Origin of the sequence: Mesorhizobium sp. Z1-4, assembly GCF_004000235.1 — a bacterium.
In the GTDB taxonomy this organism is placed as follows: Bacteria; Pseudomonadota; Alphaproteobacteria; order Rhizobiales; family Rhizobiaceae; genus RCIO01.
In genome coordinates this window covers 73,505-97,160 of sequence record NZ_RCIO01000002.1, presented here as the reverse complement: position 1 = coordinate 97,160, position 23,656 = coordinate 73,505, and the positions used below count along the sequence as shown (strand labels likewise).

At 63.1% G+C, this 23,656-nt stretch carries 28 protein-coding genes; 20 read left to right on the top strand and 8 right to left on the bottom strand.

Going from position 1 to position 23,656, the window contains the following annotated elements:
* Positions 1-36 precede the first annotated feature (36 nt).
* Both EP165_RS07475 and EP165_RS07470 read left to right on the top strand, forming a co-directional pair.
* Positions 37-1,284, top strand: a complete 1,248-nt coding sequence (locus EP165_RS07475) for an MFS transporter (RefSeq protein ID WP_127521069.1) — start codon at positions 37-39, stop codon at positions 1,282-1,284.
* A 45-nt stretch (positions 1,285-1,329) separates the two neighbouring features.
* A complete protein-coding gene (locus EP165_RS07470) occupies positions 1,330-1,593 on the top strand; it encodes an ArsR/SmtB family transcription factor (protein ID WP_127521067.1) in 264 nt (87 codons plus the stop codon).
* A gap of 151 nt (positions 1,594-1,744) precedes the next feature.
* Here EP165_RS07470 and EP165_RS07465 read toward each other — a convergent pair whose 3' ends face one another.
* Both EP165_RS07465 and EP165_RS07460 read right to left on the bottom strand, forming a co-directional pair.
* Entirely contained in the window at positions 1,745-2,302 is a 558-nt protein-coding gene (locus EP165_RS07465; RefSeq protein WP_127521064.1) for an HNH endonuclease, read from the bottom strand.
* Between the two features lie 127 nt (positions 2,303-2,429).
* Positions 2,430-3,056 carry a DNA-3-methyladenine glycosylase family protein gene (locus EP165_RS07460; protein WP_127522534.1) on the bottom strand — a complete coding sequence of 209 codons (627 nt, stop codon included), beginning with the start codon at positions 3,054-3,056 and terminating at the stop codon, positions 2,430-2,432.
* Positions 3,057-3,184: 128 nt separating this feature from the next.
* Here EP165_RS07460 and gluQRS point away from each other — a divergent pair, with 128 nt between their 5' ends.
* Complete coding sequence (gene gluQRS / locus EP165_RS07455; protein WP_127521062.1) at positions 3,185-4,060, top strand: tRNA glutamyl-Q(34) synthetase GluQRS; 876 nt, start codon at positions 3,185-3,187, stop codon at positions 4,058-4,060.
* On the opposite strand, the gene EP165_RS07450 is transcribed toward gluQRS, so the two are convergent.
* The gene (locus EP165_RS07450) at positions 4,057-4,344 is read right to left on the bottom strand and encodes a hypothetical protein (RefSeq protein ID WP_127521060.1); all 288 of its coding nucleotides are present in this window, start codon (positions 4,342-4,344) and stop codon (positions 4,057-4,059) included. The two genes, gluQRS and EP165_RS07450, sit on opposite strands and share 4 nt — an antisense overlap.
* Positions 4,345-4,482: 138 nt before the next feature.
* Here EP165_RS07450 and EP165_RS07445 point away from each other — a divergent pair, with 138 nt between their 5' ends.
* A complete protein-coding gene (locus tag EP165_RS07445) occupies positions 4,483-5,370 on the top strand; it encodes a DMT family transporter (protein ID WP_127521058.1) in 888 nt (295 codons plus the stop codon).
* Here EP165_RS07445 and EP165_RS07440 read toward each other — a convergent pair.
* The gene (locus EP165_RS07440; protein ID WP_127521056.1) at positions 5,337-6,188 is read right to left on the bottom strand and encodes a YihY/virulence factor BrkB family protein; all 852 of its coding nucleotides are present in this window, start codon (positions 6,186-6,188) and stop codon (positions 5,337-5,339) included. The two genes, EP165_RS07445 and EP165_RS07440, sit on opposite strands and share 34 nt — an antisense overlap.
* Before the next feature lie 74 nt (positions 6,189-6,262).
* Here EP165_RS07440 and EP165_RS07435 point away from each other — a divergent pair, with 74 nt between their 5' ends.
* From EP165_RS07435 to EP165_RS07395, 9 genes are all read left to right on the top strand, one after another.
* A complete protein-coding gene (locus EP165_RS07435; RefSeq protein ID WP_127521054.1) occupies positions 6,263-7,114 on the top strand; it encodes an SDR family oxidoreductase in 852 nt (283 codons plus the stop codon).
* A gap of 38 nt (positions 7,115-7,152) precedes the next feature.
* Positions 7,153-7,344 carry a twin transmembrane helix small protein gene (locus EP165_RS07430; protein ID WP_127521052.1) on the top strand — a complete coding sequence of 64 codons (192 nt, stop codon included), beginning with the start codon at positions 7,153-7,155 and terminating at the stop codon, positions 7,342-7,344.
* 2 nt (positions 7,345-7,346) lie between these two features.
* Complete coding sequence (locus EP165_RS07425) at positions 7,347-7,814, top strand: pyridoxamine 5'-phosphate oxidase family protein (RefSeq protein ID WP_127521050.1); 468 nt, start codon at positions 7,347-7,349, stop codon at positions 7,812-7,814.
* A 38-nt stretch (positions 7,815-7,852) separates the two neighbouring features.
* Positions 7,853-8,434, top strand: a complete 582-nt coding sequence (locus EP165_RS07420) for a cob(I)yrinic acid a,c-diamide adenosyltransferase (protein WP_127521048.1) — start codon at positions 7,853-7,855, stop codon at positions 8,432-8,434.
* A gap of 40 nt (positions 8,435-8,474) precedes the next feature.
* Entirely contained in the window at positions 8,475-9,239 is a 765-nt protein-coding gene (locus EP165_RS07415) for a rhomboid family intramembrane serine protease (protein ID WP_127521046.1), read from the top strand.
* A gap of 199 nt (positions 9,240-9,438) precedes the next feature.
* Positions 9,439-10,188 carry an electron transfer flavoprotein subunit beta/FixA family protein gene (locus EP165_RS07410; protein ID WP_127521044.1) on the top strand — a complete coding sequence of 250 codons (750 nt, stop codon included), beginning with the start codon at positions 9,439-9,441 and terminating at the stop codon, positions 10,186-10,188.
* Positions 10,188-11,117 (top strand): electron transfer flavoprotein subunit alpha/FixB family protein, encoded by a 930-nt coding sequence (locus tag EP165_RS07405; RefSeq protein WP_127521042.1) that lies wholly within the window; start codon positions 10,188-10,190, stop codon positions 11,115-11,117. Before EP165_RS07410 ends, EP165_RS07405 begins: the two co-directional genes overlap by 1 nt.
* A 117-nt stretch (positions 11,118-11,234) precedes the next feature.
* A complete protein-coding gene (locus EP165_RS07400) occupies positions 11,235-12,116 on the top strand; it encodes a 3-hydroxybutyryl-CoA dehydrogenase (RefSeq protein WP_127521040.1) in 882 nt (293 codons plus the stop codon).
* Positions 12,117-12,126: 10 nt separating this feature from the next.
* Positions 12,127-12,771 (top strand): LysE family translocator, encoded by a 645-nt coding sequence (locus EP165_RS07395; protein ID WP_127521038.1) that lies wholly within the window; start codon positions 12,127-12,129, stop codon positions 12,769-12,771.
* A 43-nt stretch (positions 12,772-12,814) separates the two neighbouring features.
* On the opposite strand, the gene tlpA is transcribed toward EP165_RS07395, so the two are convergent.
* Positions 12,815-13,480 carry a thiol:disulfide interchange protein TlpA gene (gene tlpA, locus EP165_RS07390; RefSeq protein WP_127521036.1) on the bottom strand — a complete coding sequence of 222 codons (666 nt, stop codon included), beginning with the start codon at positions 13,478-13,480 and terminating at the stop codon, positions 12,815-12,817.
* A 48-nt stretch (positions 13,481-13,528) separates the two neighbouring features.
* On the opposite strand from tlpA, the gene argH reads away from it, so the two are divergent.
* The 5 genes from argH (at position 13,529) to EP165_RS07365 (ending at position 20,096) form a co-directional block, all read left to right on the top strand.
* Positions 13,529-14,950: an argininosuccinate lyase gene (gene argH / locus EP165_RS07385; protein ID WP_127521033.1), complete on the top strand. Its 1,422-nt coding sequence runs from the start codon at positions 13,529-13,531 to the stop codon at positions 14,948-14,950.
* A 34-nt stretch (positions 14,951-14,984) separates the two neighbouring features.
* Positions 14,985-15,197 (top strand): LPS translocon maturation chaperone LptM, encoded by a 213-nt coding sequence (gene lptM / locus EP165_RS07380; protein WP_206075881.1) that lies wholly within the window; start codon positions 14,985-14,987, stop codon positions 15,195-15,197.
* Between the two features lie 18 nt (positions 15,198-15,215).
* Positions 15,216-16,481 (top strand): diaminopimelate decarboxylase, encoded by a 1,266-nt coding sequence (gene lysA / locus EP165_RS07375; protein WP_127521031.1) that lies wholly within the window; start codon positions 15,216-15,218, stop codon positions 16,479-16,481.
* A gap of 9 nt (positions 16,482-16,490) precedes the next feature.
* Positions 16,491-17,426, top strand: coding sequence for a threonine/serine dehydratase (locus EP165_RS07370; RefSeq protein WP_127521029.1), 936 nt, complete (start codon positions 16,491-16,493; stop codon positions 17,424-17,426).
* Positions 17,427-17,537: 111 nt separating this feature from the next.
* Positions 17,538-20,096 (top strand): TIGR02302 family protein, encoded by a 2,559-nt coding sequence (locus tag EP165_RS07365; protein WP_245440075.1) that lies wholly within the window; start codon positions 17,538-17,540, stop codon positions 20,094-20,096.
* A gap of 67 nt (positions 20,097-20,163) precedes the next feature.
* On the opposite strand, the gene EP165_RS07360 is transcribed toward EP165_RS07365, so the two are convergent.
* The 3 genes from EP165_RS07360 to EP165_RS07350 are packed head-to-tail and all read right to left on the bottom strand — an operon-like array spanning position 20,164 to position 21,755.
* Positions 20,164-20,541: a response regulator gene (locus EP165_RS07360; protein ID WP_127521027.1), complete on the bottom strand. Its 378-nt coding sequence runs from the start codon at positions 20,539-20,541 to the stop codon at positions 20,164-20,166.
* Positions 20,542-20,559: 18 nt separating this feature from the next.
* Complete coding sequence (gene hpt, locus EP165_RS07355; RefSeq protein WP_127521025.1) at positions 20,560-21,102, bottom strand: hypoxanthine phosphoribosyltransferase; 543 nt, start codon at positions 21,100-21,102, stop codon at positions 20,560-20,562.
* Positions 21,102-21,755: a hypothetical protein gene (locus EP165_RS07350; protein ID WP_245440074.1), complete on the bottom strand. Its 654-nt coding sequence runs from the start codon at positions 21,753-21,755 to the stop codon at positions 21,102-21,104. The genes hpt and EP165_RS07350 overlap by 1 nt, the downstream gene beginning before the upstream one ends.
* A 157-nt stretch (positions 21,756-21,912) precedes the next feature.
* Between EP165_RS07350 and ftsE the strand changes: the two genes are divergently transcribed.
* Both ftsE and EP165_RS07340 read left to right on the top strand, forming a co-directional pair.
* A complete protein-coding gene (gene ftsE, locus EP165_RS07345) occupies positions 21,913-22,572 on the top strand; it encodes a cell division ATP-binding protein FtsE (protein ID WP_127521023.1) in 660 nt (219 codons plus the stop codon).
* Positions 22,565-23,572: a cell division protein FtsX gene (locus EP165_RS07340; protein ID WP_127521021.1), complete on the top strand. Its 1,008-nt coding sequence runs from the start codon at positions 22,565-22,567 to the stop codon at positions 23,570-23,572. Before ftsE ends, EP165_RS07340 begins: the two co-directional genes overlap by 8 nt.
* Positions 23,573-23,656 lie beyond the last annotated feature (84 nt).

Here is a 23,656-nt window from a genome sequence, read left to right as displayed (position 1 = left end):
CACACAGACCACGCACAGAAACCGGTAGAAATCCGCATGTTCTCGACCTTCGGCTCGATCCTCGCTCTGCTTCTGGGCACGGCCTTTCTGCTCGCCGGTTCCGGCCTTCATGGCCTGCTCCTGCCGCTGCGGGGCCAGGCGGAAGGCTTTTCGACCACGACGCTCGGCCTGCTCGGCACCGCCTGGTCGCTCGGCTTTGTCGCCGGATGTTTGCTTGCGCCACGCCTGGTGAAGCGCGTCGGCCACGTCCGCGCCTTCGGAGCGTTCGCAGCCTCGGGCGCGATCATCGCGCTGCTTTCTGGTTTGCTCGTCGGCGAACTGATCTGGATCGCCCTGCGCGTGCTTACCGGCTTCGTCATGGCGGGCGCCTTCATGATCATCGAAAGCTGGCTCAATGAACGTTCGACCAACGAGACCCGCGGCACCGTTTTCGGGCTCTATATGATGGTCACCTACGGCGCGATCATGGGCGGGCAGCTGACCGTCGCTGCGGGCGACGTTACCACCGCAACGCTGTTCATGATGACCGGCATTCTGTTCTGCCTGTCGCTGATCCCGACCGCGGTTTCGACCGCGGTAACGCCCAAACCGCTGGCGGAAGTGTCGCTCGACCTGCCGGCGCTCTATCGCAACTCTCCGATCGCTTTTGCCGCCTGCCTGCTCGTCGGCGTCGCCAATGGCGCCTGGGGCACGCTTGGCGCGGTCTATGGCGCCCGCGCCGGCATCTCGACGGCGGAAATCGCATTGATGATGAGCCTCGTCGTGGTGGCGGGCGCCGTGACACAGCTGCCGGCCGGCCGTCTTTCCGACCGCACCGACCGCCGCTACGTGCTTGCAGGAGCCGCCGCCGGCGCCGCAGTCTTTGCCATCCTGATCGTACTCATCGCGCCGAAATCGGGAGCCGTGATCCTGACCATGACCGCGCTGTATGGAGCAATGGCTTACATCCTCTATTCGATCGCCGTCGCCCACGCCAACGACCACGCTCCGGCAGAGGATTTCGTGAAAGTCTCCGGCGGATTACTGCTGCTTTATGGCGGCGGCACCATGATCGGCCCGCTGGTTGCAGCGCCGCTGATGGACTATGTCAGTTCCGAGGGTATCTTCCTTGCCACCGCCTGGGCGCATCTCACCCTGGCGGGATATGCGGTGCTTCGTATTTCGCGCCGCGCGCCGGTGCCGATCGACGAACGCGAAGCCTTCAAGACCTTGCCGGCGGAGCGCGCGGTCACGCAGAATGCGGTGATGCTCGATCCGCGCAGCGACACCGAGGCCGAGGAATAGACCGGACACCATTGAGCTTTTGCGCCGCCCGCCTAAGAATGGCACATGTCCAATCCTGACCCGTTCATGGCGATCTCCGACGGCAACCGGCGTTATGTTCTGGAGGAACTCCGCCGTGGCCCCAAAAGCGTCACCGAACTTGCCTCCGGGCTCGACGTGTCGCGCCCAGCCGTATCCCAGCACCTGAAAGTGCTGTTGGAGGCGGGACTGGTCAGCGTCAGTGCCGAAGGCACCAAACGCATCTACGCAATCGACCCTGCCGGCTTCCTCGGCCTCAACATCTGGCTCGATCAGTTCTGGGAGGGGTGAGAACGCGGCCCTACGTCACCCTCGGGCTTGTCCCCAGGGCCTACCGTCGTTGATGAAAATCGCGACGGAGAGGGTACGCCAGGGTTCATCGTCGAGCTGTCAGTAGATCCTCGGGACAAGCGCGGGGATAATGGCTGCACCTTAGAAACCCTTACGGTTCCAGCTCGACATCCCAGTAAAGGAAATCCATCCAGCTTTCGTGCAGGTAGTTCGGCGGGAAGAGCCGGCCATTATTGTGCAGGTCATGGACCGTAGGCTGATAAGGCTTCTGCAACGGCCACATCTTGGCCTGTGCAGGCATTTCCCCGCCTTTCCTCAGATTGCAGCTCGAGCATGCCGCGACCACGTTTTCCCACGTCGTTGCACCACCGCACCGCCGCGGCACTACATGGTCGAAAGTGAGATCGTCCCTGGTCCCGCAATATTGGCACTGAAACCGGTCGCGCAAAAACACGTTGAAACGCGTGAAGGCCGGGTGGCGCGAGGGTTTGACGAAGGACTTGAGGCAGACGACGCTTGGCAGCTTCATCGAGAATGAGGGCGACGAAACCGCGTGTTCGTATTCGGCAACGATGTTCACCCGGTCGAGGAAGACGGCCTTGATGGCATCCTGCCACGACCACAGCGACAGCGGGTAATAGCTCAGCGGCCGGTAATCCGCATTCAGCACCAGAGCGGGAAGTCCGTCCGGCGAGACCGCGATCGTCACTTGCTCATCTCCTTCGGATGGTCCCGATCGGCGCGGATACTGTAAGCCGGACGTGACAGGAATGTGAAGCGGCAAATACATGAAAGTGACGCCGAAACGCGGGGATTCCGCGTTGAATCCGCGGCACTTAGGCCACCGGTGCGGCTTCGCGGCCCTTCAGCACGCGATAATGCGCCCATAGCAGCCTGGCCGCGACGCCGCGCCATGGCGCCCATGATTCGCTCAAGGCACGCAAGGCACGATCATCGAGCCGCTCCGTTCGGCCCAGAATGTCGCCCGCCGCCACCTGCAGCGCGAGGTCCTTTGCCGGAAAAATATCGGCATGCCCGGCCGCGAAAAGCAGATAGACCTCCGCCGTCCATTCGCCGATCCCGTGCACGGCTGTCAGCTGACCGAGCGCATCTTTGGGTGGCATGTCGCAAAGGCCGAAAAGATCAAGCGCGCCGCCAGCAACCGCCTCGGCCGTCGCCATGAGCGCGGCCTGTTTCGGCCGCGACAGGCCCGCTTCGACAAGCGGCCCGGCGCCGCCCGCGAGCACGTTTTCAGCCTCCAGCGGATCGACCAGCTTGACCAGCCTGCCGAAGATCGCATCCGCACTCGCCCGCGAAACCTGCTGCGATACGATGATCGAAGCCAGGCTGGCGAAACCGGGTGCCGTGCGCCTCAACGGCACATCGCCGGCACCTGCAATCACAGGCTTGAGGCGCGCATCGATCGTGCGCAGGGCGGCCAGCCCCTCGGCAACCTCATCCATGGTATCGATGCGCCGTGTCACGCAAACAGCTCCGCTTCGGCAAATCTCGCAGCACCGCACTTGTTGGTGCCGCGCAGCCACAGTAGCAATCGTGCTATGTCGGCCACAATCCACACTGAGCGGGTCTCATGACACAACCCGTTTTCCGCTTTGCCCCAAGCCCCAACGGCCCGCTGCATCTGGGCCACGCCTATTCCGCCATGCTCAATCATGACATGGCGGCTGATGCAGGCGCCCGATTTCTGCTTCGCATCGAGGACATCGACACGGGGCGCAGCCAGCCTGAGTTCGAACGCGCGATTTTTCACGACCTCGCCTGGCTTGGCCTCGATTGGGAGGAACCCGTTCGCCGGCAATCAGAACATTTCGACGACTACCGCTCGGCGCTCGACGCGCTGATCGACGAGGAGCTTGCCTATCCGGCCTTCATGAGCCGCGGCGAGGCGCGCGCCTTCGTTGCGGAAGCCGAGCAGGATGGCGCGCCCTGGCCCCGCGATCCTGACGGCGCACCACACGCACCGCCGCTCGACCGCGAACGCAGCTCTTCGGAACGCCGGCAGCGCATGGCCGACGGCGAACCTTATGCGTGGCGCCTCGACATGGCCGCCGCTCTCTCTCGTTCTGGCGGCAAGCTCGACTGGCTTGAGAGCGGCGCCGGCCCGGATGGCGAGGCCGGTGCGGTGCCGACCGACCCCGCGCGCTGGGGCGATGTGGTCATTGCCCGCAAGGACGTTCCGACGAGCTACCATCTCTCGGTCGTGATCGACGATGCGCTGCAGGGCATTACCCATGTCGTGCGCGGGCGCGATCTCTTTCACGCCACATCCGTTCACCGGCTTCTGCAGGAACTGCTTGGATTTGCGCCGCCGGCTTATCACCACCACAGGCTGCTGCTGGACGAAACGGGACGCAAGCTGTCGAAAAGCAAAGGCGACGGTGGACTTTCGGCTCTGCGACTGGCCGGCGCGACGCCAGCCGATGTGAGACGTATGGTAGGCCTTTAGAAGCGCGCCCAGATACCGCGCACCAGAAGCACCGAGAAGAACATCGCGAAAGAGCCCGACAGGCCGACGATCAGCGCCAGCTTCAGCTCCGAGATCGCAATGCCGTAATAATTGGCGCCTGCGATGCCGAGAAAAAACCCGCCGGTGATGAGCGCCGCGTTGACGAAAGGACCCATCGTTTCGCCGCCCAGGCTAGACTCCAGCATCAGTGAAAGCATGTAGGCAAACGCCGACACAGCGCCGATCGCCATCAAAAGCCATGCAAAATCGATATCCCAGATCATTGTCGCTTCCACCTTCCGCGATACGGCCGGGCTGTTGGTCCACCTCGCGGAAAATCCTATCAATGATTCCTTTCGCTTTGCTTGACACCGCCCGTCGAATTAGACGCTGACCTTCTCGCCGAAATACCGAAGCACGCCATGTCGCAAGCCGCCCGATATATCCCCGCACTGTTCGTCGCCTTGTGGGCGACCGGGTTCATTGGCGCTCGCTACGCAATGCCATGGGCGGAACCGTTCTGGTTTCTTGCCGCGCGCTTTGCCCTGACGATCCTGGTGCTGGCCGCGATCGCCGTTCCGCTGCGTGCCAGAATGCTTTCCCGACGCGCCGCTTTCGATCAGGCGGTCGCTGGTTTCCTGATGCACGGCGTCTATCTTGGCGGCGTATTCTGGGCCATCGACAACGGCATGCCGGCCGGGCTCTCCGCGCTTTTGGTCGGGTTGCAGCCGCTGATCACTGCCGTTGCGGCCGGACGTTTGTTGAACGAGCCGGTCACGGCCCGGCACTGGGCAGGTCTCTTCGTCGGTTTCGCAGGCGTGGCGCTGGTGCTTTCACCCAAGCTCGCCGAGGCTGGAGGAGGCGTGACGCCCGTCAATGTCGCGGCCTGCACGCTCGCGGTTCTCGGCATGACCGCCGGCACCATCTGGCAGAAGCGGTTCGGTGGCCGGACCGATCTTGTTGCCGGCACCGCATGGCAATATGTCGGCGGCGGCCTCACCATGCTCGTCATGGCTGTCATCTTCGAAACCGGAAACTTTACGCTTACCGGCGAGCTGGTGTTTGCCATGTTGTGGCTGGTGCTGGTGCTTTCGGTCGGCGCGATCTTTCTGCTGATGTTTTTGATCCGGCAGGGCGCGGTGTCGCGCGTCGCTTCGCTTTTCTACCTTGTCCCCGGCGTCACTGCCCTGATCGCCTGGGCGCTGTTCGACGAAACGCTGTCGCCTTTGCAGCTGGTCGGTATGGCGGTCGCAGCGGGCGGCGTCTGGCTTGCCGCTCAGCCCGGCACCCGCGCGCGGGCGTCCGAATAACGCCTGATCGCAGCATTGATCTCGCCGCCCAGGATGAAGATCGCCGAAACGATATAGAGAAACACCACGGCGATCATGATCGAGGCGAGGCCGGCATAGGTCGAGACATAGGATGAAAACCGGTCGAGATATTCCGCAAACAGCGTGGACCCCACCAGCCATCCCGCAAGCGTGAAAATGATCCCCGGTGCAATGTCCGCGAAGCTGCGTTTTCCCGCCGGCAGCCAGGCATGTACCGCGACAAGCGCCAGCACGATGACCGACGACGCGATGATGTAGCGCCATATGGTGATCGTGCCCATGAACGGCTTCAGCCAGGGCATGGCATCGACCGCAACGCGCCCAAGCAGCGGCGCCAGCACCAGAAGCACGCTGATGGTCAGAAAACCCAGCGTGGTGATGAAGACGAACGCGAGGCTCTGCAGACGCCGGTAGATGAAGGACCGCCTGTCCTCGACCCGGTATGCGCGATTCAGCGAGACGCGCAGCGCTTCGATGCCGTTGGAGGCAAAAAACGCCGCGACGATGATGCCGACGGTCAGGAAATCGCCGCGCTGAACAGTAAGAACGTTCACCACTTCGCGCGCGATCGGCTCCGCGATCTGTTCGGGCCAGGTGTCGAAAACGATGTGAACGGCAGTGTCTTCGAATGCCTTTGCGCCAAGAAACGAGGCGAGCGCGGTCGAAAAGATGAGGAATGGAAACAGCGCCATGAGCGCGGTAATCGCCAGGTGACTGGCCATGGCCCACCCGTCGTCATCGGAAAAATGTCCGAACGCGTCGCCCAGAACACGTTTCGCCGCTATCAGCTTCCGCACTTTCCTGCCTTCGATTGCCTCGCCGCACCGAATATGTGAAGGCTTCGGCCCAGAACGCAACCCGGCGGAACCGCGTGAACACGAAAGCGCCAGCAACCGCGCAACGCAGCATCCTTGTCACCGGCGCGTCCTCGGGGATCGGCGCCTGGTGTGCTCGCGCCCTCAAGACTGACGGCTGGCGTGTATTCGCCACGGCCCGAAAGCACGAAGATATCGCTGCGCTCCGAGCCGATGGAATCGACGCTCTTTACCTCGACTACACAAAGCCGGCCTCTATCGAAGAGCTCGCAGACGAAATACTCGGGCGCACGGACGGCAGGCTCGATGCGCTGTACAACAACGGCGCTTATGCGCAGGCGGGAGCTGTGGAAGATGTGCCGGTGGACGCACTGCGGTATCAGTTCGAGGCTAATCTCTTCGGCTGGCACGACCTCACCCGCCGGGTGATCCCTGCGATGCGCGCGCAAGGCCACGGTCGCATCGTCAACTGCTCGTCGATCCTCGGCCTCGTGCCCGCCAAATTTCGTGGCCCCTACGCTGCTTCCAAACATGCGCTCGAGGCACTGACCCTGTGCATGCGCATGGAGCTTGAGGGTTCGGGAGTTCATGTTTCCCTGATCGAGCCCGGCCCGGTGGAATCGAAGATCGCCGCCAACGGCCTGCCGTGGTTCGAAAGGAACATCGATTGGGAACAATCGGTTCACCGCGATGCCTACCTGCCGCAGCTCGAACGGTTGCGCAGCGGCGGCACCAAGTCGCGCCTGAAACGCAAACCCGATGCCGTATATGAGGTGTTGAAACACGCACTGGAGAGCCCGCGCCCGAGGCCGCATTACGTAGTCACGATCCCGGCAAAAATCGGCGTGACCCTGAAAAGGCTGCTGCCGGCCTCTATGTTCTATCAGGTGATGTCGCGCCAAGGTTGAGCGCGCGTCTGCGGGAATGCAGCACACAGGAGAGACCCTTGCCGACCCTTTTTAACATTCTGGCCATTCTGGTGATGATCGCAGTGGTGATCGTTCTGCTGCGCGGCCTTGTCAACATGATGCGCGGCGGCTCCGGCAATACCTCCAACAAGCTCATGCAGGCGCGTGTGTTACTGCAGTTCGTCGCGCTGGTGCTGATCATGCTGGCGCTCTATTTCTCGGGCAGGTAGCCATGGGCCACAAATTCGATCCCAGGCTGCTGCTCGACCTGCCGCTGATGGCGAACCTGGCGACATCGGAGGTGGATGGCCCGCGCAACTCGCCGGTCTGGTACATGTGGGAGGATGACGCACTCTGGATGCTGGGTTCCAACCAGGGCAGCGCCGTCCGCAGGCTGCGCGAGGATCCCCGCTGCGCCGTCGAGATCGTGCGCTACGACAATGAAGCAGGCATCCTGATGCACCTGGGTTTCCGTGGCCGCGCCACTGTTGAGCCGAATTCGCCGGCGCGCTTTCGCCGTCTGCTTGCCAGATATCTCGGACCCGACGAGGCCGGCTGGAACCCTTGGTTCATCGAGAACATCGCCAGGATCGAGAGCGCTGCTGGGCGCTTCGTCCGCCTCGTGCCCGAGACGACCTTCACCAACAACGTCTCTTATTTCCGTACCGGTCCCGACCTAGCACTCGAAGCGGACGCATGACATGCCGCGCCCCCGGCGCCGCTCAAGGGAGAGTTTCCATGGTCGTTCTCAACAAGCTCTATACGCGCACCGGTGACGACGGCTCCACCGCGCTCGGCACCGGCGAACGCCGCCCCAAATACGATCTGCGCATCGAAGCCTTTGGCACAGTGGACGAGGCCAATTCCTGTATCGGCGTTGCGCGTGCCGCGCTCGAAGCCCGACACACCGAACTCGATGCCATGCTGTCGCGCATCCAGAACGATCTTTTCGACCTCGGCGCCGATCTCGCGACACCCGACAACGGCGAAGAGCTCGAATATGAGCCGCTGCGCATCGTCGCCAGCCAGGTAGACCGCGTTGAAAAGGACATCGACGCCCTCACCCGCCGGGTGAAGCCGCTGCGGTCCTTCGTGCTGCCGGGCGGCCACCCTGCGTCGGCGGCGCTTCACCTCGCGCGCACGGTGGCCCGGCGTGCCGAGCGCGGTATCGTCGAGCTTTCGACGCGCAACGGCGAGAAAGTCAGCGCCGACGCGATCCGCTACATCAACAGGGTCTCCGACCTGCTTTTCGTCGCCGCGCGTGTCGTCAATGACAATGGCGAAGCCGACGTGTTATGGGTTCCCGGCGAAAACAGGTGACGCATCAGGGCCGGGGCAATGCGGCCAGTTCGGGGACCGCATGTTCATACCGCTGCACGACGCAAACAGCCTGAAGCACATTCGCCTCCAGTACGTCACGCTCGGAATGATCGCCGCGAATGTAATCGTGTTTCTGATCACCGCCCTTGGCGGCGAGGCGACTACCCAGGCAGCGGCCTTGAGCCTCGGTTACATACCGTCCGTGGTTTTCGACCACGCGGAGCTGCCGGCGCAATATGTGCTGATCCCTGAAAACGCGACCTACATCACCTACGCGTTCCTGCACGCCGACATCTGGCACATAGGCGGCAATATGCTTTTCCTTTGGGTATTCGGCGACAATGTCGAAGACGCCATGGGGCATGTGCGCTTCTTCCTGTTTTTTCTGATCTGCGCAGCTGCCGGAGCGCTTGTGCACGGCATGGTCGATACGCGGTCGAACGCTCCGCTGATAGGCGCATCCGGCGCGGTCGCTGGCGTGGTGGCGGCCTATCTGATCCTGCATCCGCGCGTGAAGGTATGGATATTGGCCTTCGGCCGCGTGCCGCTGCGCATTCCGGCCTGGATCGCGCTTGCAGCATGGATCGCGCTGCAGGTGGTCATGTTCCTGCTTGCGGGCGACGACGAGGTCTCCTGGGCAGCCCATATCGGCGGCATCCTTGCAGGCGCCATGCTGGTATTGCTGTTCCGCCGCCGGGCCGTTCCCCTGTTCGACCGTGAGATCGTCTCTCCGGCAGCGGTCGAAGTCGTCACCCCGGACATGCGCGGCGAAACCACTCCGCAAGGCCCCTGGGGCCGTCAATAGTTCAATCGATTTGCCGCAGCATGCGTGTATTGACGCCCTGCGCCATGGTGAATAGGTTCCGCGCGCTTGGCCCAGCCGGTGCCCGTGACCGCATGTCCAAGCTGCGACCGAAAACGACGCATTTGCCCGTTTCAACAGCGCCGCGGCCGGAAGATATGAAATCCGGCCAGAGTGACCATCGGGAGAGGTATTGCCTGCCATGAAGATTCTTGTGCCCGTGAAGCGGGTTATCGACGCCAACGTGAAACCGCGGGTCAAAGCCGACGGCTCCGGCGTGGAACTTGCGAACGTCAAAATGGCGATGAACCCCTTCGACGAGATCGCCGTCGAAGAGGCAATCCGCCTGAAAGAGGCCGGCAAGGCCGAAGAGATCGTTGCGGTTTCAATCGGCACGCAGCAGGCCCAGGAGACGATCCGCACCGCGCTTGCAATGGGCGCCGACCGCGGCATCCTGATCAAGGTCGATGACACGGTTGAGCCTCTGGCAGTCGCCAAACTGCTCAAGGGTGTCGTTGACGAGGAGAAGCCGGAACTCGTCATCCTCGGCAAACAGGCCATCGACGACGACGCCAACCAGACCGGCCAGATGCTGGCTGCCCTTCTCGGATGGAGCCAGGGCACTTTCGCTTCCAAGGTCGAGATCGATGGCGGCAAGGCCAAGGTCACGCGCGAGATCGACGGCGGCCTTCAGGTCGTGGAGCTCAAGCTGCCGGCCATCGTCACCACCGACCTGCGCCTCAACCAGCCGCGCTACGCCTCGCTGCCCAACATCATGAAGGCGAAGAAAAAGCCGCTCGATGAAAAAACGGCCGGCGACTATGGCGTCGACCCGGCTCCGCGCCTCAAGGTGCTGAAGACCGAAGAGCCGGGTGGCCGCAAGGCCGGCGTCAAGGTGAAGGACGTCGCTGAACTTGTAGACAAGCTCAAAAACGAAGCGGGAGTACTCTGATGGCCATTCTTCTCGTTGCCGAACATGACAACGCGTCGCTTTCAGACCAGACCGCCAAGGCGTTGACCGCGGCTGCCGCCGTCGGTTCCAATGTCGACATCCTCGTTGCAGGCAAGGGCGCCAAGGGCGCGGCCGATGCCGCCGCCAAGCTCAAGGGCGTGCGCAAGGTGCTGCTGGCCGAGGCGGACGAACTGGAGCAGATGCTCGCCGAGCCGACCGCAGCGCTCGTCGTGTCGCTGGCCGGTGGCTACGACGCGCTCGTCGCACCGGCCACCACCAACGGCAAGAACATCATGCCGCGCGTCGCAGCGCTACTCGACGTGATGCAGGTGTCGGAAGTGATGGAGGTCGTCTCCGCAGACACCTTCAAGCGGCCAACCTACGCCGGCAATGCGATCCAGACCGTCCAGTCGAGCGACCCCAAGAAGGTGCTGACGATCCGCACGTCTTCCTTCCAGGCAACGCCTGAAGGCGGCTCGGCTTCTGTCGAAACAGTCAAGGCAGCCGACAATCCGGGCCTGTCGAGCTTTGTCGAGAACAAGATCGCCGAAAGCGACCGCCCCGAACTCACCTCCGCCAAGATCATCATCTCCGGTGGCCGCGCACTCGGTTCCAAGGAGAAGTTCGAGGAGGTCATTCTGCCCGTCGCCGACAAGCTCGGCGCGGCGGTTGGCGCCTCGCGCGCCGCTGTCGACGCCGGCTACGCACCGAACGACTGGCAGGTCGGCCAGACCGGCAAGGTGGTCGCACCAGAACTCTACATCGCCTGCGGCATCTCCGGCGCCATCCAGCATCTTGCCGGCATGAAAGACGCCAAGGTGATCGTCGCGATCAACAAGGACGAGGAAGCGCCGATCTTCCAGGTCGCCGACTATGGCCTCGTTGCAGACCTTTTCGACGTTCTGCCGGAATTCGAAAAGGCGCTTTGACGCGACAACCCGTCACCGTCTAGAAATGCATGGCCGGGGTGGACGAAGTCCGCTCCGGCCATTTACTGTGCACTGCACAAGAGGCGGGCATGGTGCTCCCGCGACGGGATGATTTGAATGACAGGAAAAATCGAGACGATCGGTGTCGTCGGCGCCGGGCAGATGGGCGGCGGCATCGCGCATGTCGCGGCGGCCGCCGGCTTCGACGTTCTTCTGCACGATGTTTCGGCCGAGCAGATCGAACACGGCATCGCCACCATTTCCGGAAACATGGCGAGGCAGGTCAGTTCGGGAAAGCTGGACGAGAAGGACCGCAAGGCGGCGCTTTCGCGCATCCGTCCGGCCGAAACCATGCAGGACCTGGCCGGCTGCGATATGGTCATCGAGGCGGCTACCGAGGACGAGACGGTCAAGCGCAAGATTTTCGCCCAGCTTTGCCCGGTGCTCAATCCCGAAGCGCTGCTGGCCACCAACACCTCGTCGATTTCGATCACCCGCCTCGCCTCGCAAACCGACCGGCCGGAACGTTTCATCGGCATTCATTTCATGAACCCGGTGCCGGTGATGAAACTGGTGGAGCTGGTTCGCGGCATTGCCACCGAGGATGCAACCTTCGAACTGGCGCAGGAGTTTGTCGGCAAGCTCGACAAGACCATCACCGTTTCCGAGGATTTCCCGGCCTTCATCGTCAACCGCATCCTGCTGCCGATGATCAACGAGGCAATCTACACGCTCTATGAAGGCGTCGGTTCGGTCGAAGCGATCGACACCGCGATGAAACTCGGCGCCAACCACCCGATGGGCCCGCTGCAGCTGGCCGATTTCATCGGCCTCGATACCTGCCTGTCGATCATGCAGGTGCTCTACGAGGGCCTTGCCGACAGCAAATACCGGCCCTGCCCGTTGCTGGTGAAATATGTCGAGGCCGGATGGCTGGGCCGCAAAGCCGGCCGCGGTTTCTACGACTACCGCGGCGAAGTCCCGGTCCCGACCCGCTGACGGCCGGGCAATGACGGCCACCTGGCTCGTGGCGGACTACCTGCCGCAGCTTCTGCTGGCCTGGTCCATCCAGTTGACGGGCGTTGTTTCTCCGGGGCCGAGCGTAGCCCTCATCATGGGCGTTGCGACCAGCCGGGGGCGCCTGCCGTCGGTTGTGACGGCATTCGGCGTCGCCTGCGGCGCTGTCGTCCTCGCCACGGCAACTGTGCTCGGCATCGCGGTTGTTTTCGCTCAGATCTCCGGCGTGATGACAGTCATCCGGCTTATCGGCGCCGCCTATCTTGTCTGGCTCGCGTGGAAGGCCTTCAGGACAGCTGCCGCACCGCCGGCCCTCAACCTTGCCGACGTACGGCCGCTCGGCGTCTGGCGCACGGGTCTGGCCGGCTTTTTTCTGCAGATCACCAATCCGAAGGCGATCATCTTCTGGCTTGCCGTTGCCAGTGTCGGCGGTATTGGAGACGCACCTGCCTCAATTGCGGTTATCTTCATCGCCGGGGCTTTCGTGAACTCCTTCGCCGGACATGGCGGATATGCGCTGCTCTTGTCTTCCGCGCCGGTACGCGCGGGCTACCAGCGCGCGCGGCGCTGGATCGAGGGCGCGCTAGGCTGTTTCTTCCTCTACGCTGGATACAGGCTAGCGACCGGGACCACCTAGCGCAGCGCAGATACTAAGGAGTTCGGCCGGCCCGGTCCGGCCGTCAGCCTCCCACCGCCGCCCGCACAAGGCCTTTGGCGTCGTCGCTTGCCCATTCGGCGGGGCCGTTCATATTGGCGATCAGGCACCCATTCTCGTCGACCAGCAAGGTCACCGGCAGGCCAAGCGCGAGCGAACGCCTTTTCAGATCATTGAACACGCCGATCGTGTCGTCGCGGTAGTAGCCGAGCGATTTGATGCCGATCTCGTCGAGAAACTTGCGCGGCTTCTCGTCGCTGCCGGTATCGACATTGATCGCGACGACTTCGAAATCTTCGCCGCCAAGCTCGGCCTGCAGTTCGTCCAGCGCCGGCATTTCGGCGCGGCAGGGCGCGCACCATGTCGCCCACAGATTGACGAGCAGCGTCTTGCCGGCAAGGTCGCCCAGCGTCATCGCGTTGCCCTCCGGATCGTTGAAGGCAAGCTCCGACAGCGGCTGAGGCGGATCGGCCAGGGCCATGGCCGCCACCTCGCCGCCAATGGCCTTGTCCACCGCGGCAAGCGTCGCGGGATCGATTTCGCAGCTGCCGCCATCCTCAGGAGCGGAGGCTACGATGTTGCCAGACAGGCCGCCGGTCACGTATAGCGCAAGCCCGCCAGCGATTGCGCCGGCGGCCAGTGCACCGGCGAGCGCGGCAAATATCGTTTTTTTCGAGCCGTTTTCGGCCATGTTCAACTCCAGCACACCCTGGGCCAAGCGTCCCGACGGACTAGCATCATGAGCGACAAGAAAACCAGCAACCAGATGTGGGGCGGCCGTTTTGCCGCGGGGCCCTCGGCGATCATGGAAGCGATCAATGCTTCGATCGGCTTCGACCGCAAGCTATACGCCCAGGACATCCGCGGCTCGCTCGCACATGCCCGCATGCTGGCTGAAACGGGCATAATTTCGGCCGAGGATCAAAACAAGATTTCAGAATGCCTGAACACGATCCTGTCAGAGATCGAGGCTGGCAAGTTCACCTTCAAGCCCGAGCTGGAAGACATTCACATGAACGTCGAGGCACGGCTGGCCGAACTGATCGGTACCGCCGCCGGACGGCTGCACACGGCGCGCTCGCGCAACGACCAGGTGGCGCTTGATTTCAGGCTGTGGGTGAAGGATGCGCTGGAGCGCACCGCGTCCGCACTCGCCATGCTGATCGAAACCCTGCTTGACCGTGCGGAGGAACACGCCTCCTCCGTCATGCCGGGCTTCACCCATTTGCAGTCGGCGCAGCCGGTCACGTTCGGTCACCATATGATGGCCTATGTCGAGATGTTCGGCCGCGACCTTTGGCGCGTGCGCGATGCAATCGACCGGATGGATGAAAGCCCGCTGGGCGCTGCCGCACTTGCCGGTACGTCCTTCCCGATCGATCGCGCTATGACAGCAAAGGAGCTCGGTTTCCGCGAGCCGACACGCAACTCCATCGACACCGTGTCCGACCGCGATTTCGCGCTCGAGTTCCTGTCGGTCGCCGCGATCTGCGGCACGCACTTGTCGCGTCTGGCCGAGGAGATCGTTATCTGGTCGACGCCGCAATTCGGTTTCGTAAGGCTGTCGGACTCCTTCTCCACCGGCTCCTCGATCATGCCGCAGAAAAAGAACCCTGACGCCGCCGAACTGATCCGCGCCAAGACCGGCCGCATCAATGGCGACCTCGTGGCGCTCCTCACGGTCATGAAAGGCCTGCCGCTCGCCTATTCCAAGGACATGCAGGAAGACAAGGAAGCGGTATTCGACGCGTCCGAGACGCTCGACCTCATGCTTGCCGCAATGGCCGGCATGGTCGGCGACATGGAAGTCAACAAACCGGCGATGAAGAAGGCTGCCGGTGCCGGTTTCGCCACCGCGACCGACCTTGCCGACTGGCTGGTGCGCGTTGCCGGGCTGCCCTTCCGCGAGGCGCATCACGTGTCCGGCCGAGCCGTCGCACTTGCAGAACAGACGCGGCGGTCGCTCGACAAGCTTACCCTCGAGGAATACCGCGAAATCCATTCCGCGATCACCGAAGAGGTGTTTTCCGTGCTCTCCGTTGCGAGTTCGGTGAAAAGCCGCACGTCTTACGGCGGAACCGCACCTTCGGAGGTGAGGCGCCAGATACGCTATTGGCGCAAACGCTTGAAACGGGGTGCACGCCCGGCCAATCTTCGCTAGACATGCTGCACGGGATGATGAGTGGCAGGACCGCATGATATTGCACAGGAAGATGGTTGCGCTTTTTGCGCTGGCTCTTGCCGGGCTGGCCCTGACCGGTTGCGGCCGCAAGGCGCCGCTTGACACGCCCTTCCAGGCGGCGACCGAAGCGCGCAAACAGGCCATCGAAAACAACGACGAAAACGTTCCGCCGGAGCCCGAACCGCCGGTGGCCGACAAACCCTTCTTCCTCGATCCGCTGATCTGAGCTCTTCGGAGTTTCCCGGTGAACCATTTCGAATATCGCAACGGCGTTCTTCACGCCGAGGATGTACCGGTGCCGGACATCGCAGCGGAGGTCGGCACGCCGTTCTACTGCTATTCGGCAGCCACCCTGACGCGCCACTACACCGTGTTTTCGCAGGCCTTCGCCGGCCTCGACACCATGGTCTGCTACGCCATGAAGGCAAATTCCAACCAGGCCGTGCTGAAACTGCTCGCCGGTCTTGGCGCGGGAGCCGACGTGGTGTCCGAAGGCGAGTTGCGGCGTGCGCTGGCGGCCGGCATTCCGGCCGAGCGGATCATGTTTTCCGGCGTCGGCAAGACGGCCGCGGAAATGGATTTCGCACTTCACGCCGGCATTCTGTGCTTCAACGTGGAATCGGAACCGGAACTTGAGCTGCTGTCGGCCCGCGCCACCGCACTTGGCAAGACCGCTCATGTCTCGCTGCGTATCAATCCGGATGTCGACGCACGCACGCATCACAAGATCTCGACCGGCAAGGCGGAGAACAAGTTCGGCATTCCGAGCCAGCACGCCCGCGAGGCCTATGCCCGCGCAGCCGCCCTGCCAGGACTGCACGTGTCGGGCATCGACATGCATATCGGCAGCCAGATCACCGAGTTGCAGCCTTTCGACGATGCCTTCGCGTTGCTTTCGCAGCTCGTCGGCGAACTGCGGGCCGACGGCCACGCGATAGAACATGTCGACCTCGGCGGCGGACTTGGCGTGCCCTACAAGGACGACAACCAGCCGCCGCCGCTGCCGGATGCTTATGCGAAGATCGTGCACCGCCACATGTCGGCACTCGGCCTCAAGGTGATCTTCGAGCCGGGCCGGCTAATCGCGGCGAATGCCGGCATTCTGGTTTCGGAAGTCATTTTCGTGAAGGAAGGCGGGGCGAAGAACTTCGTCATCATCGACGCTGCGATGAACGACCTCATCCGCCCCACACTTTATGACGCATTCCACACCATCCGACCGGTGCAGTCCCCGGCACCGGACGCACCCCGCATTGTCGCCGATGTTGTCGGACCAGTTTGCGAGACAGGCGATTATCTGGCGCTCGACCGCGATATTCCGCGGCTTGCCGCCGGCGACGTGATCGCCTTTGCCACCGCGGGCGCGTATGGCGCGGTGCAGGCGAGCACCTACAATTCGCGTCTTCTGGTCCCCGAAGTGCTGGTCAGCGGCGATCGCTACCACGTGGTACGCCGCCGCCCGACCTATGACGAACTGATCGGGCTGGATTCGGTCCCCGACTGGATCTGAAGGGGCGGCATGCAAACCATCAACGCCGGCAGGATTCGTGAAGTTGAAAAGGTGATCCGGCCCTATGTCCGGCACACACCGGTTCTGCCCGTCAATATGGCGGACTTTGGCAAGCCGGCGCATCCCGTCGTGCTGAAGCTGGAGCAGCTTCAGCATTCCGGATCGTTCAAGGCGCGGGGAGCATTCGCAAATCTGCTGGGCCGAGACATCCCCGCTGCAGGCGTTGCGGCCGCATCGGGCGGCAATCATGGCGCGGCCGTCGCCTACGCCGCGAACAAGCTCGGAATTCCGGCAACGATCTTCGTTCCCGAAATCACCTCGCTGGCCAAGATCGAGCGCATTCGCCTATACGGCGCGAAGCTCGAGGTCGGCGGGGAACGTTATGTGGATGCACTGGCTGCATGCGAAGCGTTCATCGCGAATACCGGCGCTCTGTCCGTTCACGCCTATGACCAGACCGAAACGCTGCTTGGCCAAGGCACACTCGGGCTCGAAATCGAAGCCGATATCCCCGGTCTCGATACATTGCTTGTCGCAGTGGGCGGCGGCGGGCTGATCGGCGGCATTGCCGCATGGTTCGAAAACAGGGTCAGGATTGTGGCGGTCGAGCCGGAAGGGGCGCCGACGCTGAACGTGGCACTGGCGGCCGGCAGGCCGGTGGAAGCGCCTGCCGGAAGCATAGCCGCCGACTCGCTGGCGCCAAAGATGATCGGCAGCCTGATGTTTCCGATCGCCCAGGCGGGCGTTGCTTCGTCGCTTCTGGTAACCGACGACGAAATCCGCGCTTCACAATCGGCATTGTGGGAAACAATGAGCATCGTGGCCGAGCCGGGCGGGGCAACGGCCTTCGCCGCCCTGCATGCCGGTCGATACGTTCCTGAAGATGGCGAGCGCGTCGCAGTGCTTGTCTGCGGCGCCAACACAGGTGCCGTCGACTTCGGCTGACCGCCGGCCCATCACGAATTCGTGCCTGCCTCGCCTTTGCCGTGTTCGATGCTATTCTTTTCTCGGCGCCCAAGATTCGAGCGGCATGCGCCGACGCTCGGCGGAGCATAGATGGCGGCCGAAAAGGAAACGCGTTTGCACACTGCCCGTGGCATGGGCAGGTTCTCCCGGCTGTGGCGGACACGCTCCATCACCCGGGCCTCGATGGTTGTCGAGCGTCTGTGGCCGCTGGCCTTGCCTGCGGTCATTGTTGCCGCGCTGTTCCTTACTGTTGCCTGGTTCGGCCTATTTGCGCTGGTGCCGACCTGGCTGCGCATCGCATCGATTGTTGTGTTCGGCCTCGGGCTTGCAGCAGCAGCTTGGCCACTGACACGGTACCGTGCACCTGGGCCAGCAGAGATCGACCGCCGCATCGAACGCGCCAATGCGCTCCAGCATGCGCCGGTCACCACCATCACCGACCGGCTGTCAGGCAACGAGCGCGATGCTTTCGCCAATGCGCTTTGGCAGGAGCATCGCCGCCGCATGGCGGAAAGCCTCGGACGGCTCGAGGGCGACATGCCCCGTGCCCGCGTACCGGAACGCGACCCCTGGGGCGCACGGGCGCTCGTGGCACTGCTTCTTGTCACCGCATTCGCCTATTCCTTCGGGCCGCGCGGCGGCAGCATTGCCGACGCCTTCCGCACCCCGCCGGGTGCTGAGCCCGTTCCGGCCCGCATCGATGCCTGGGTGACGCCGCCGCCTTATACCGGCCGCGCCCCCGTGTTCCTCACCGCCGAGGGCAATTCCGAACGCGACATATTCAGGGTCCCTGAGGGCAGCGAATTTGCCGTGCGTATTACCGGCGGAGCCCGCGAATCGCTTGCTTACGAGGATGAAGCGGGCGTCGCCGAAATAGCTCCCGAGGGCGGTTTCATACCGGACGATGCCCCGGTGCCAGCATCGCGCCAGTTCAGCGGCAAGCTAGCACGAGATGGTATTCTGTCGCTTCAAAGCGGCGAGCAGCCGCTGCGCAGCTGGACCTTCGAAGTCATACCGGACACCGCGCCGCAGATACGGTTTGCCGGCGACCCCAAACGGGCCGTGAACGGCGCACTTGAGCTGCAGTACGAGATCGAGGACGACTACGGCGCAACCGAAGCAACGACCGGTTTTGTGCTGGCCGAGCGTCCGTTGCCCGGTGCCCGCGCGCTTTATCAAGCGCCGGAAATGCCGCTTGCGCTGCCGCGCAGGGGTTCGAGCGACATCGCGGCCAAAACCAGCCGCGACCTGACGGAACATCCGTGGGCGGGAACGCAGGTCGATCTCACGCTGACGGTCAGGGATGCCGCCGGCCAGCAGGGCCGGTCGGAACCGAAGCGTTTCCTGCTGCCTGAACGCGCCTTCTCCAACCCGCTTGCGCGTGCGTTGATCGAGCAGCGCCGGCTGCTTGCACTCGATGCCAACCGTCAGCGCCGGGTGCTCGATCTGATGGATGCCGTCACGCTCCGCCCTGAGGACACGTTCGACAACCCTTCGCACTATCTCGGCATCATGACAGCGCGGACGCGGCTGATGATGGCCGAGGAAGACGATGAGCTGCGCGGTGTCGTCGATTACCTCTGGGAAGTCGCGCTTGGCATCGAGGAAGGCGATCTTACCGCCGCAGAGCGCCGCCTGCGGCAGGCGCAGGAAGCGCTGAGACAGGCGCTGGAAAACGGCGCCAGCGAGCAGGAAATCGAAGAACTGATGGCCGAGTTGCGCGAGGCGATGCAGGAGTTCATGCGTGAATTCGCAGAGCGGTCGATGCAGAACCCCAATTCGGCCATGCAACAGATGCCCGAAAACGGTTCGGAGATGCGCCAGTCCGACCTGGAGCGCATGCTCGATCAGCTCGAGGATCTCGCCAAATCCGGCGCCAGGGATCAGGCTGAGCAACTGCTCTCGCAGCTTGAGCAGATGATGAACAATCTGCGCATGGGCCAGCAGCAGGCTGACCAGGGCCAGAGCGGCCAGAACCAGATGCGCGAGCAGATGGACCAGCTCGGCGAGATGATGCGCCGGCAGCAGGAACTGATGAACGAGACATTCCAGCTCGACCAGATGCAGCGCGGCCGGAACCAGGGTCAGCAGCGGCAGGGGCAGCAGGGGCAGCAGCAGAACGGCCAGGGTCAGCCGATGACCCCCGAAGAGTTTGCCGAGGCGCTACGCCAGCTCCAGCAGGGGCAGGGCCAGCTTCAGCAGCAATTGGAATCGCTCATGGAAGGCCTGGAAGGCATGGGCATTCAGCCCGGCGAAGGCTTCGGCGAGGCCGGCGAAGCCATGGGCCAGGCCGAAGGTGCGCTTGGTGAAGGCGAGGGCAACCGCGCAGTCGGCGAACAGGGTCGCGCGCTCGAAGCGTTGCGGCGCGGTGCACAGGACATGATGCAGCAGATGCAACAGGCCATGCAGGGCGAAGAGGGCGGCAGCGAGGAAGGCGGCCGCCAGCAAAGCTCCGACAACGATCCTTTGGGCCGGCCGCGCGCCACCACCGGCCCGGATTTCGGCGATTCGGTAAAAGTACCGGATGAGATCGATTCCCAGCGTGCCCGCGAAATTCTGGAAGCGATCCGCCGGCGGCTGGGCAATGCGCTCAGTCCCGAACTGGAACGCAATTATCTGGAGCGTCTGCTCGATCTGGATACGCGGTAACGCATCACCATCCCTTGCAGGAATAGTCGCCCGCAGGGACGCGTGTCCTTCGGTCGAGTGCCGGTAACTAATCCCGCGCCAGCGCCTGCGCCACTTCCGAGCGAATCTCGGCCAGGCTGAAGGGTTTGCGAACGACGCCCAGCACCGCACCGCCGAGCTCGGCTGCACGCTCGCGCTGCTCGGCATAGCCGGTCATCAGCAGGATGCGTAGCCCCGGGAAACCCTTGACGGCGGTTTCCGCCATCTCGATACCGTCCATGACCGGCATGCGAATGTCGGAAAGCACCAGGTCGAAACCGCCGGCTTTCGCCCTGATTCGCTCAAGCCCCTCTTCCCCGTCGCATGCCGTCTCGGTTGCATAGCCGTCGGCCTGCAGCGCCCGCGCAGTAAAGGTGCGTACCGATTCATCGTCCTCGACGATCAGAACCCTGGACTGGTTCGGCATGGTATCTCCGCTTATCGCTCAGGCGTCGCCCGTCACGACACCGACAAAGGGCAGCTCGCGAAACGCGTGCGCGACGTCCATTCCGTATCCGACCACGAAGTAGTCCGGGCAATCGAAGCCGACAAAATCGGCGTCGAGCTCGGTCTGGCGCTTGCCGCGCTTGTCGAGCAGAACGGCAATCGAAACGCTCCTGGCACCGCGTTCGAGCATCAGCTCACGCGTGAAGCGGAGCGTCTTTCCCGATTCCAGAATGTCGTCGATCAGAAGCACATCGCGTCCAGCGACTTCATTGTCGATATCGCGCAGAACCCGCACTTCGCCGCTTGTTGTGCCCGTGCCATAGCTGGAAATGAAAATGAACTCGACCTCGGGGGATTGCCCCATATCGTGCAGCGCCCGGATCAGATCGGCCGCAAAAATGAACGACCCCTTGAGGATCGAAACGACCAGCAGGTCGTCATAATCGCGGGCAGCAATTTCCTTGGCCAATTCGAGATTGCGTCGAGCTATCGTCGATGCGCTGAACAGAACATCGATGTCCTTGCCGCGGACAACAGGCATTAATCCCCGCCTTCTTTTCTGAAATCGACTGTTACCGTTCTTACGCCACCGTCCGGTGCATGCAAGCGGCTGGAGAACGCAAAACGTTGGCCCGGTGCCAGCGCTTTCTCATCCGTCCCCAGATAATAATGGGTCTCGCGCCCGTCGAGCCCCGTAACCGTAATCGCCAGCGACGGCACCAGCGCGGGCCGGTCGCCTGGGTTGTCCACAGCACCGTCAACCAGAAGAAACGACCGGTCTCCCCTGCGGTCGATGCGGCTGACAACATCGACAATGCGCAGCGGCTGTTTGAACGGCAATGCAGAGGCAACCTCGCCCCGCGCGCTGTCGTCGCGACTGACGATTGCATGCCCGCCGGACACCCAGAACGCACCGAATACCAGCGCGAGCCCGCAGACCCAGAAGATGGGCCCGCCATTGCGGCGTTCGCTGCGCCCGGCAGCTCGCAGCATATCCATGCCCGGCTGTGCGGCACCTGCGGCGGCACCAGATGGTTGCCTCTCCTCAGCACGCTGTGTGTTGCCCGGCAGTATCGTCTCGAAATCGGCGTCGATCACGTCGTCCGCATGCGGACGCCGCCGGTCCGCTCCATCGTGCCGGCCGTCAGTCATGATTTCGCCGGAAACCGGACGTGCCATGCGCTCGTCGGACATGTTTGCCTTTCGGAAAAGCCGGCTTCTGGGGTAAACCCAAATGGTTAATGCTTCGCGACTGGCACCGGCGTGAAGACAAGGCGCCGGAGGCATTTCCTGGCCGCGAGTTCCGTGCCACAAACACGCGCCATGTCGGGATCGAACGGGAAACCGCACTTTGATTCGTTTTGAGAATGTCGGCCTCAGATATGGAATGGGCCCGGAAATCCTGCGTGATATCTCGTTCCAGCTGCCCGAAGGGTCGTTCCAGTTTCTGAGCGGTCCGTCCGGCGCCGGCAAGACTTCGCTTCTGCGGCTGCTTTTTATGTCGCTGAAGCCGACGCGCGGCCTGATCACCGTATTCGGCAAGGATCGCGCGCGAATCTCTCGCCGCGACCTGCCGCTGATTCGCCGCCGGATCGGCGTCGTGTTCCAGGATTTCCGCCTGCTCGACCACCTGACAACGTTCGAGAATGTCGCATTGCCGCTGCGTGTGCGTGGCCGCGAGGAGGCATCATACCGGGCCGACGTGAACGAACTGCTCAACTGGGTGGGCCTCGGCGAGCGCATGCATGTGCTCCCGCCGGTGCTATCCGGCGGTGAAAAGCAGCGCGCAGCAATTGCCCGCGCGCTTATCGAGCAGCCCCAGATCCTGCTCGCTGACGAACCGACCGGTAACGTCGACCCGCCTCTGGCGCGCCGTCTGCTGCGGCTCTTTATCGAGCTCAATCGTCTTGGCACGGCCGTGGTCATCGCCACACATGACGTCAATCTGATGGAACAGGTCGAGGCCCGCCGCATGGTGCTCGCCAATGGCAGGCTGGATGTCTATGACTGAGGTCGTACCCGGTCCGCCCCCAGAGACGGGCAAAAAACGGTTGAGGGCGCTGCCGATTCCTGGCCGCGGCGGCCGTGCAGGACGGCGCAAACCGATGCCGATCGTGCCGCCGCAGAACGTAGCCGGCAATGCGATGGTCCTGGTCATCGCGATAATGACCTTCCTTTCATGCCTCACCCTCGGCGCCGTTACGCTGGTTCGCGACACCGCCGCAACGTGGCAGAACGAGATCGCCCGCGAGGCGACCGTTCAGGTCAAGCCGGCCGAGGGATTCGACATCACGATTGCACTCGACCAGGCAGTGGCGATCGCGCGTGAGTTTGACGGGGTTCGCTCCGCCGCCATCGTCGACGACGCCGCCACTGCTCGCCTCCTCGAGCCATGGCTTGGCTCCGGCGTCGATCTGGAAGAGCTCCCGGTCCCCCGCCTTGTGACCATCACCATCGACCCGGACAATCCGCCCGATTTCGCCGCCATGCGCGAAGCGATCACGCAAAACGTGCCTTATGCGTCGCTCGATGACCACCGCACTTGGGTTGACCGGCTGGTCGCCATGGCCCGCAGCACCGTCGCGATCGGCGTTTCAGTTCTCGTTCTCATCCTGTGCGCCACTCTGCTGACGGTCGTCTTCGCCACGCGAGGCGCAATGTCGGGCAACGGCCACGTCATCGAGGTACTGCATTTCGTGGGCGCCGAAGCGGGCTTCATCGCGCGCCAGTTCCGCAGCCATTTTCTGCTGACAGGCATGAAAGGCGCTGCCACGGGCGGCGTGCTGGCAACGTTGGTGTTTCTCGGTTTCTCATGGTGGTCGAGCCGTAATCTGGCAACACCGGAAGGCGACCAGGCCGCGGCATTGTTCGGCAACTTCGCAATTGGAATTGCCGGTTATGCCGGCGTCGGCGTCATCGTAATCGCGGTATCGATCCTCACGGCTGCGACGACGCACATTACCGTGGTGTCCTACCTCAACGACCTCGACACCACACCGAGCGACGGCTGATGCGAAAATCCCCTCGCGCAAACCGCCGCGCCGGCGCCGGCAACGCGCCTCAATCAGGCATTAGATCAACGCGATGAACCAACC

Bases quoted from the DNA above. Each gene is read 5' to 3' on its own strand.
- EP165_RS07475 (WP_127521069.1), top strand. From the start codon at position 37: ATGTTCTCGACCTTCGGCTCGATCCTCGCTCTGCTTCTGGGCACGGCC.
- EP165_RS07470 (WP_127521067.1), top strand. From the start codon at position 1,330: ATGTCCAATCCTGACCCGTTCATGGCGATCTCCGACGGCAACCGGCGT.
- EP165_RS07460 (WP_127522534.1), bottom strand. From the start codon at position 3,056: ATGGATGAGGTTGCCGAGGGGCTGGCCGCCCTGCGCACGATCGATGCG.
- gluQRS (WP_127521062.1), top strand. From the start codon at position 3,185: ATGACACAACCCGTTTTCCGCTTTGCCCCAAGCCCCAACGGCCCGCTG.
- EP165_RS07450 (WP_127521060.1), bottom strand. From the start codon at position 4,344: ATGATCTGGGATATCGATTTTGCATGGCTTTTGATGGCGATCGGCGCT.
- EP165_RS07445 (WP_127521058.1), top strand. From the start codon at position 4,483: ATGTCGCAAGCCGCCCGATATATCCCCGCACTGTTCGTCGCCTTGTGG.
- EP165_RS07425 (WP_127521050.1), top strand. From the start codon at position 7,347: ATGGGCCACAAATTCGATCCCAGGCTGCTGCTCGACCTGCCGCTGATG.
- EP165_RS07420 (WP_127521048.1), top strand. From the start codon at position 7,853: ATGGTCGTTCTCAACAAGCTCTATACGCGCACCGGTGACGACGGCTCC.
- EP165_RS07415 (WP_127521046.1), top strand. From the start codon at position 8,475: ATGTTCATACCGCTGCACGACGCAAACAGCCTGAAGCACATTCGCCTC.
- EP165_RS07410 (WP_127521044.1), top strand. From the start codon at position 9,439: ATGAAGATTCTTGTGCCCGTGAAGCGGGTTATCGACGCCAACGTGAAA.
- EP165_RS07405 (WP_127521042.1), top strand. From the start codon at position 10,188: ATGGCCATTCTTCTCGTTGCCGAACATGACAACGCGTCGCTTTCAGAC.
- EP165_RS07400 (WP_127521040.1), top strand. From the start codon at position 11,235: ATGACAGGAAAAATCGAGACGATCGGTGTCGTCGGCGCCGGGCAGATG.
- EP165_RS07395 (WP_127521038.1), top strand. From the start codon at position 12,127: ATGACGGCCACCTGGCTCGTGGCGGACTACCTGCCGCAGCTTCTGCTG.
- tlpA (WP_127521036.1), bottom strand. From the start codon at position 13,480: ATGGCCGAAAACGGCTCGAAAAAAACGATATTTGCCGCGCTCGCCGGT.
- argH (WP_127521033.1), top strand. From the start codon at position 13,529: ATGAGCGACAAGAAAACCAGCAACCAGATGTGGGGCGGCCGTTTTGCC.
- lptM (WP_206075881.1), top strand. From the start codon at position 14,985: ATGATATTGCACAGGAAGATGGTTGCGCTTTTTGCGCTGGCTCTTGCC.
- EP165_RS07370 (WP_127521029.1), top strand. From the start codon at position 16,491: ATGCAAACCATCAACGCCGGCAGGATTCGTGAAGTTGAAAAGGTGATC.
- EP165_RS07365 (WP_245440075.1), top strand. From the start codon at position 17,538: ATGGCGGCCGAAAAGGAAACGCGTTTGCACACTGCCCGTGGCATGGGC.
- EP165_RS07360 (WP_127521027.1), bottom strand. From the start codon at position 20,541: ATGCCGAACCAGTCCAGGGTTCTGATCGTCGAGGACGATGAATCGGTA.
- hpt (WP_127521025.1), bottom strand. From the start codon at position 21,102: ATGCCTGTTGTCCGCGGCAAGGACATCGATGTTCTGTTCAGCGCATCG.
- EP165_RS07350 (WP_245440074.1), bottom strand. From the start codon at position 21,755: ATGTCCGACGAGCGCATGGCACGTCCGGTTTCCGGCGAAATCATGACT.
- EP165_RS07340 (WP_127521021.1), top strand. From the start codon at position 22,565: ATGACTGAGGTCGTACCCGGTCCGCCCCCAGAGACGGGCAAAAAACGG.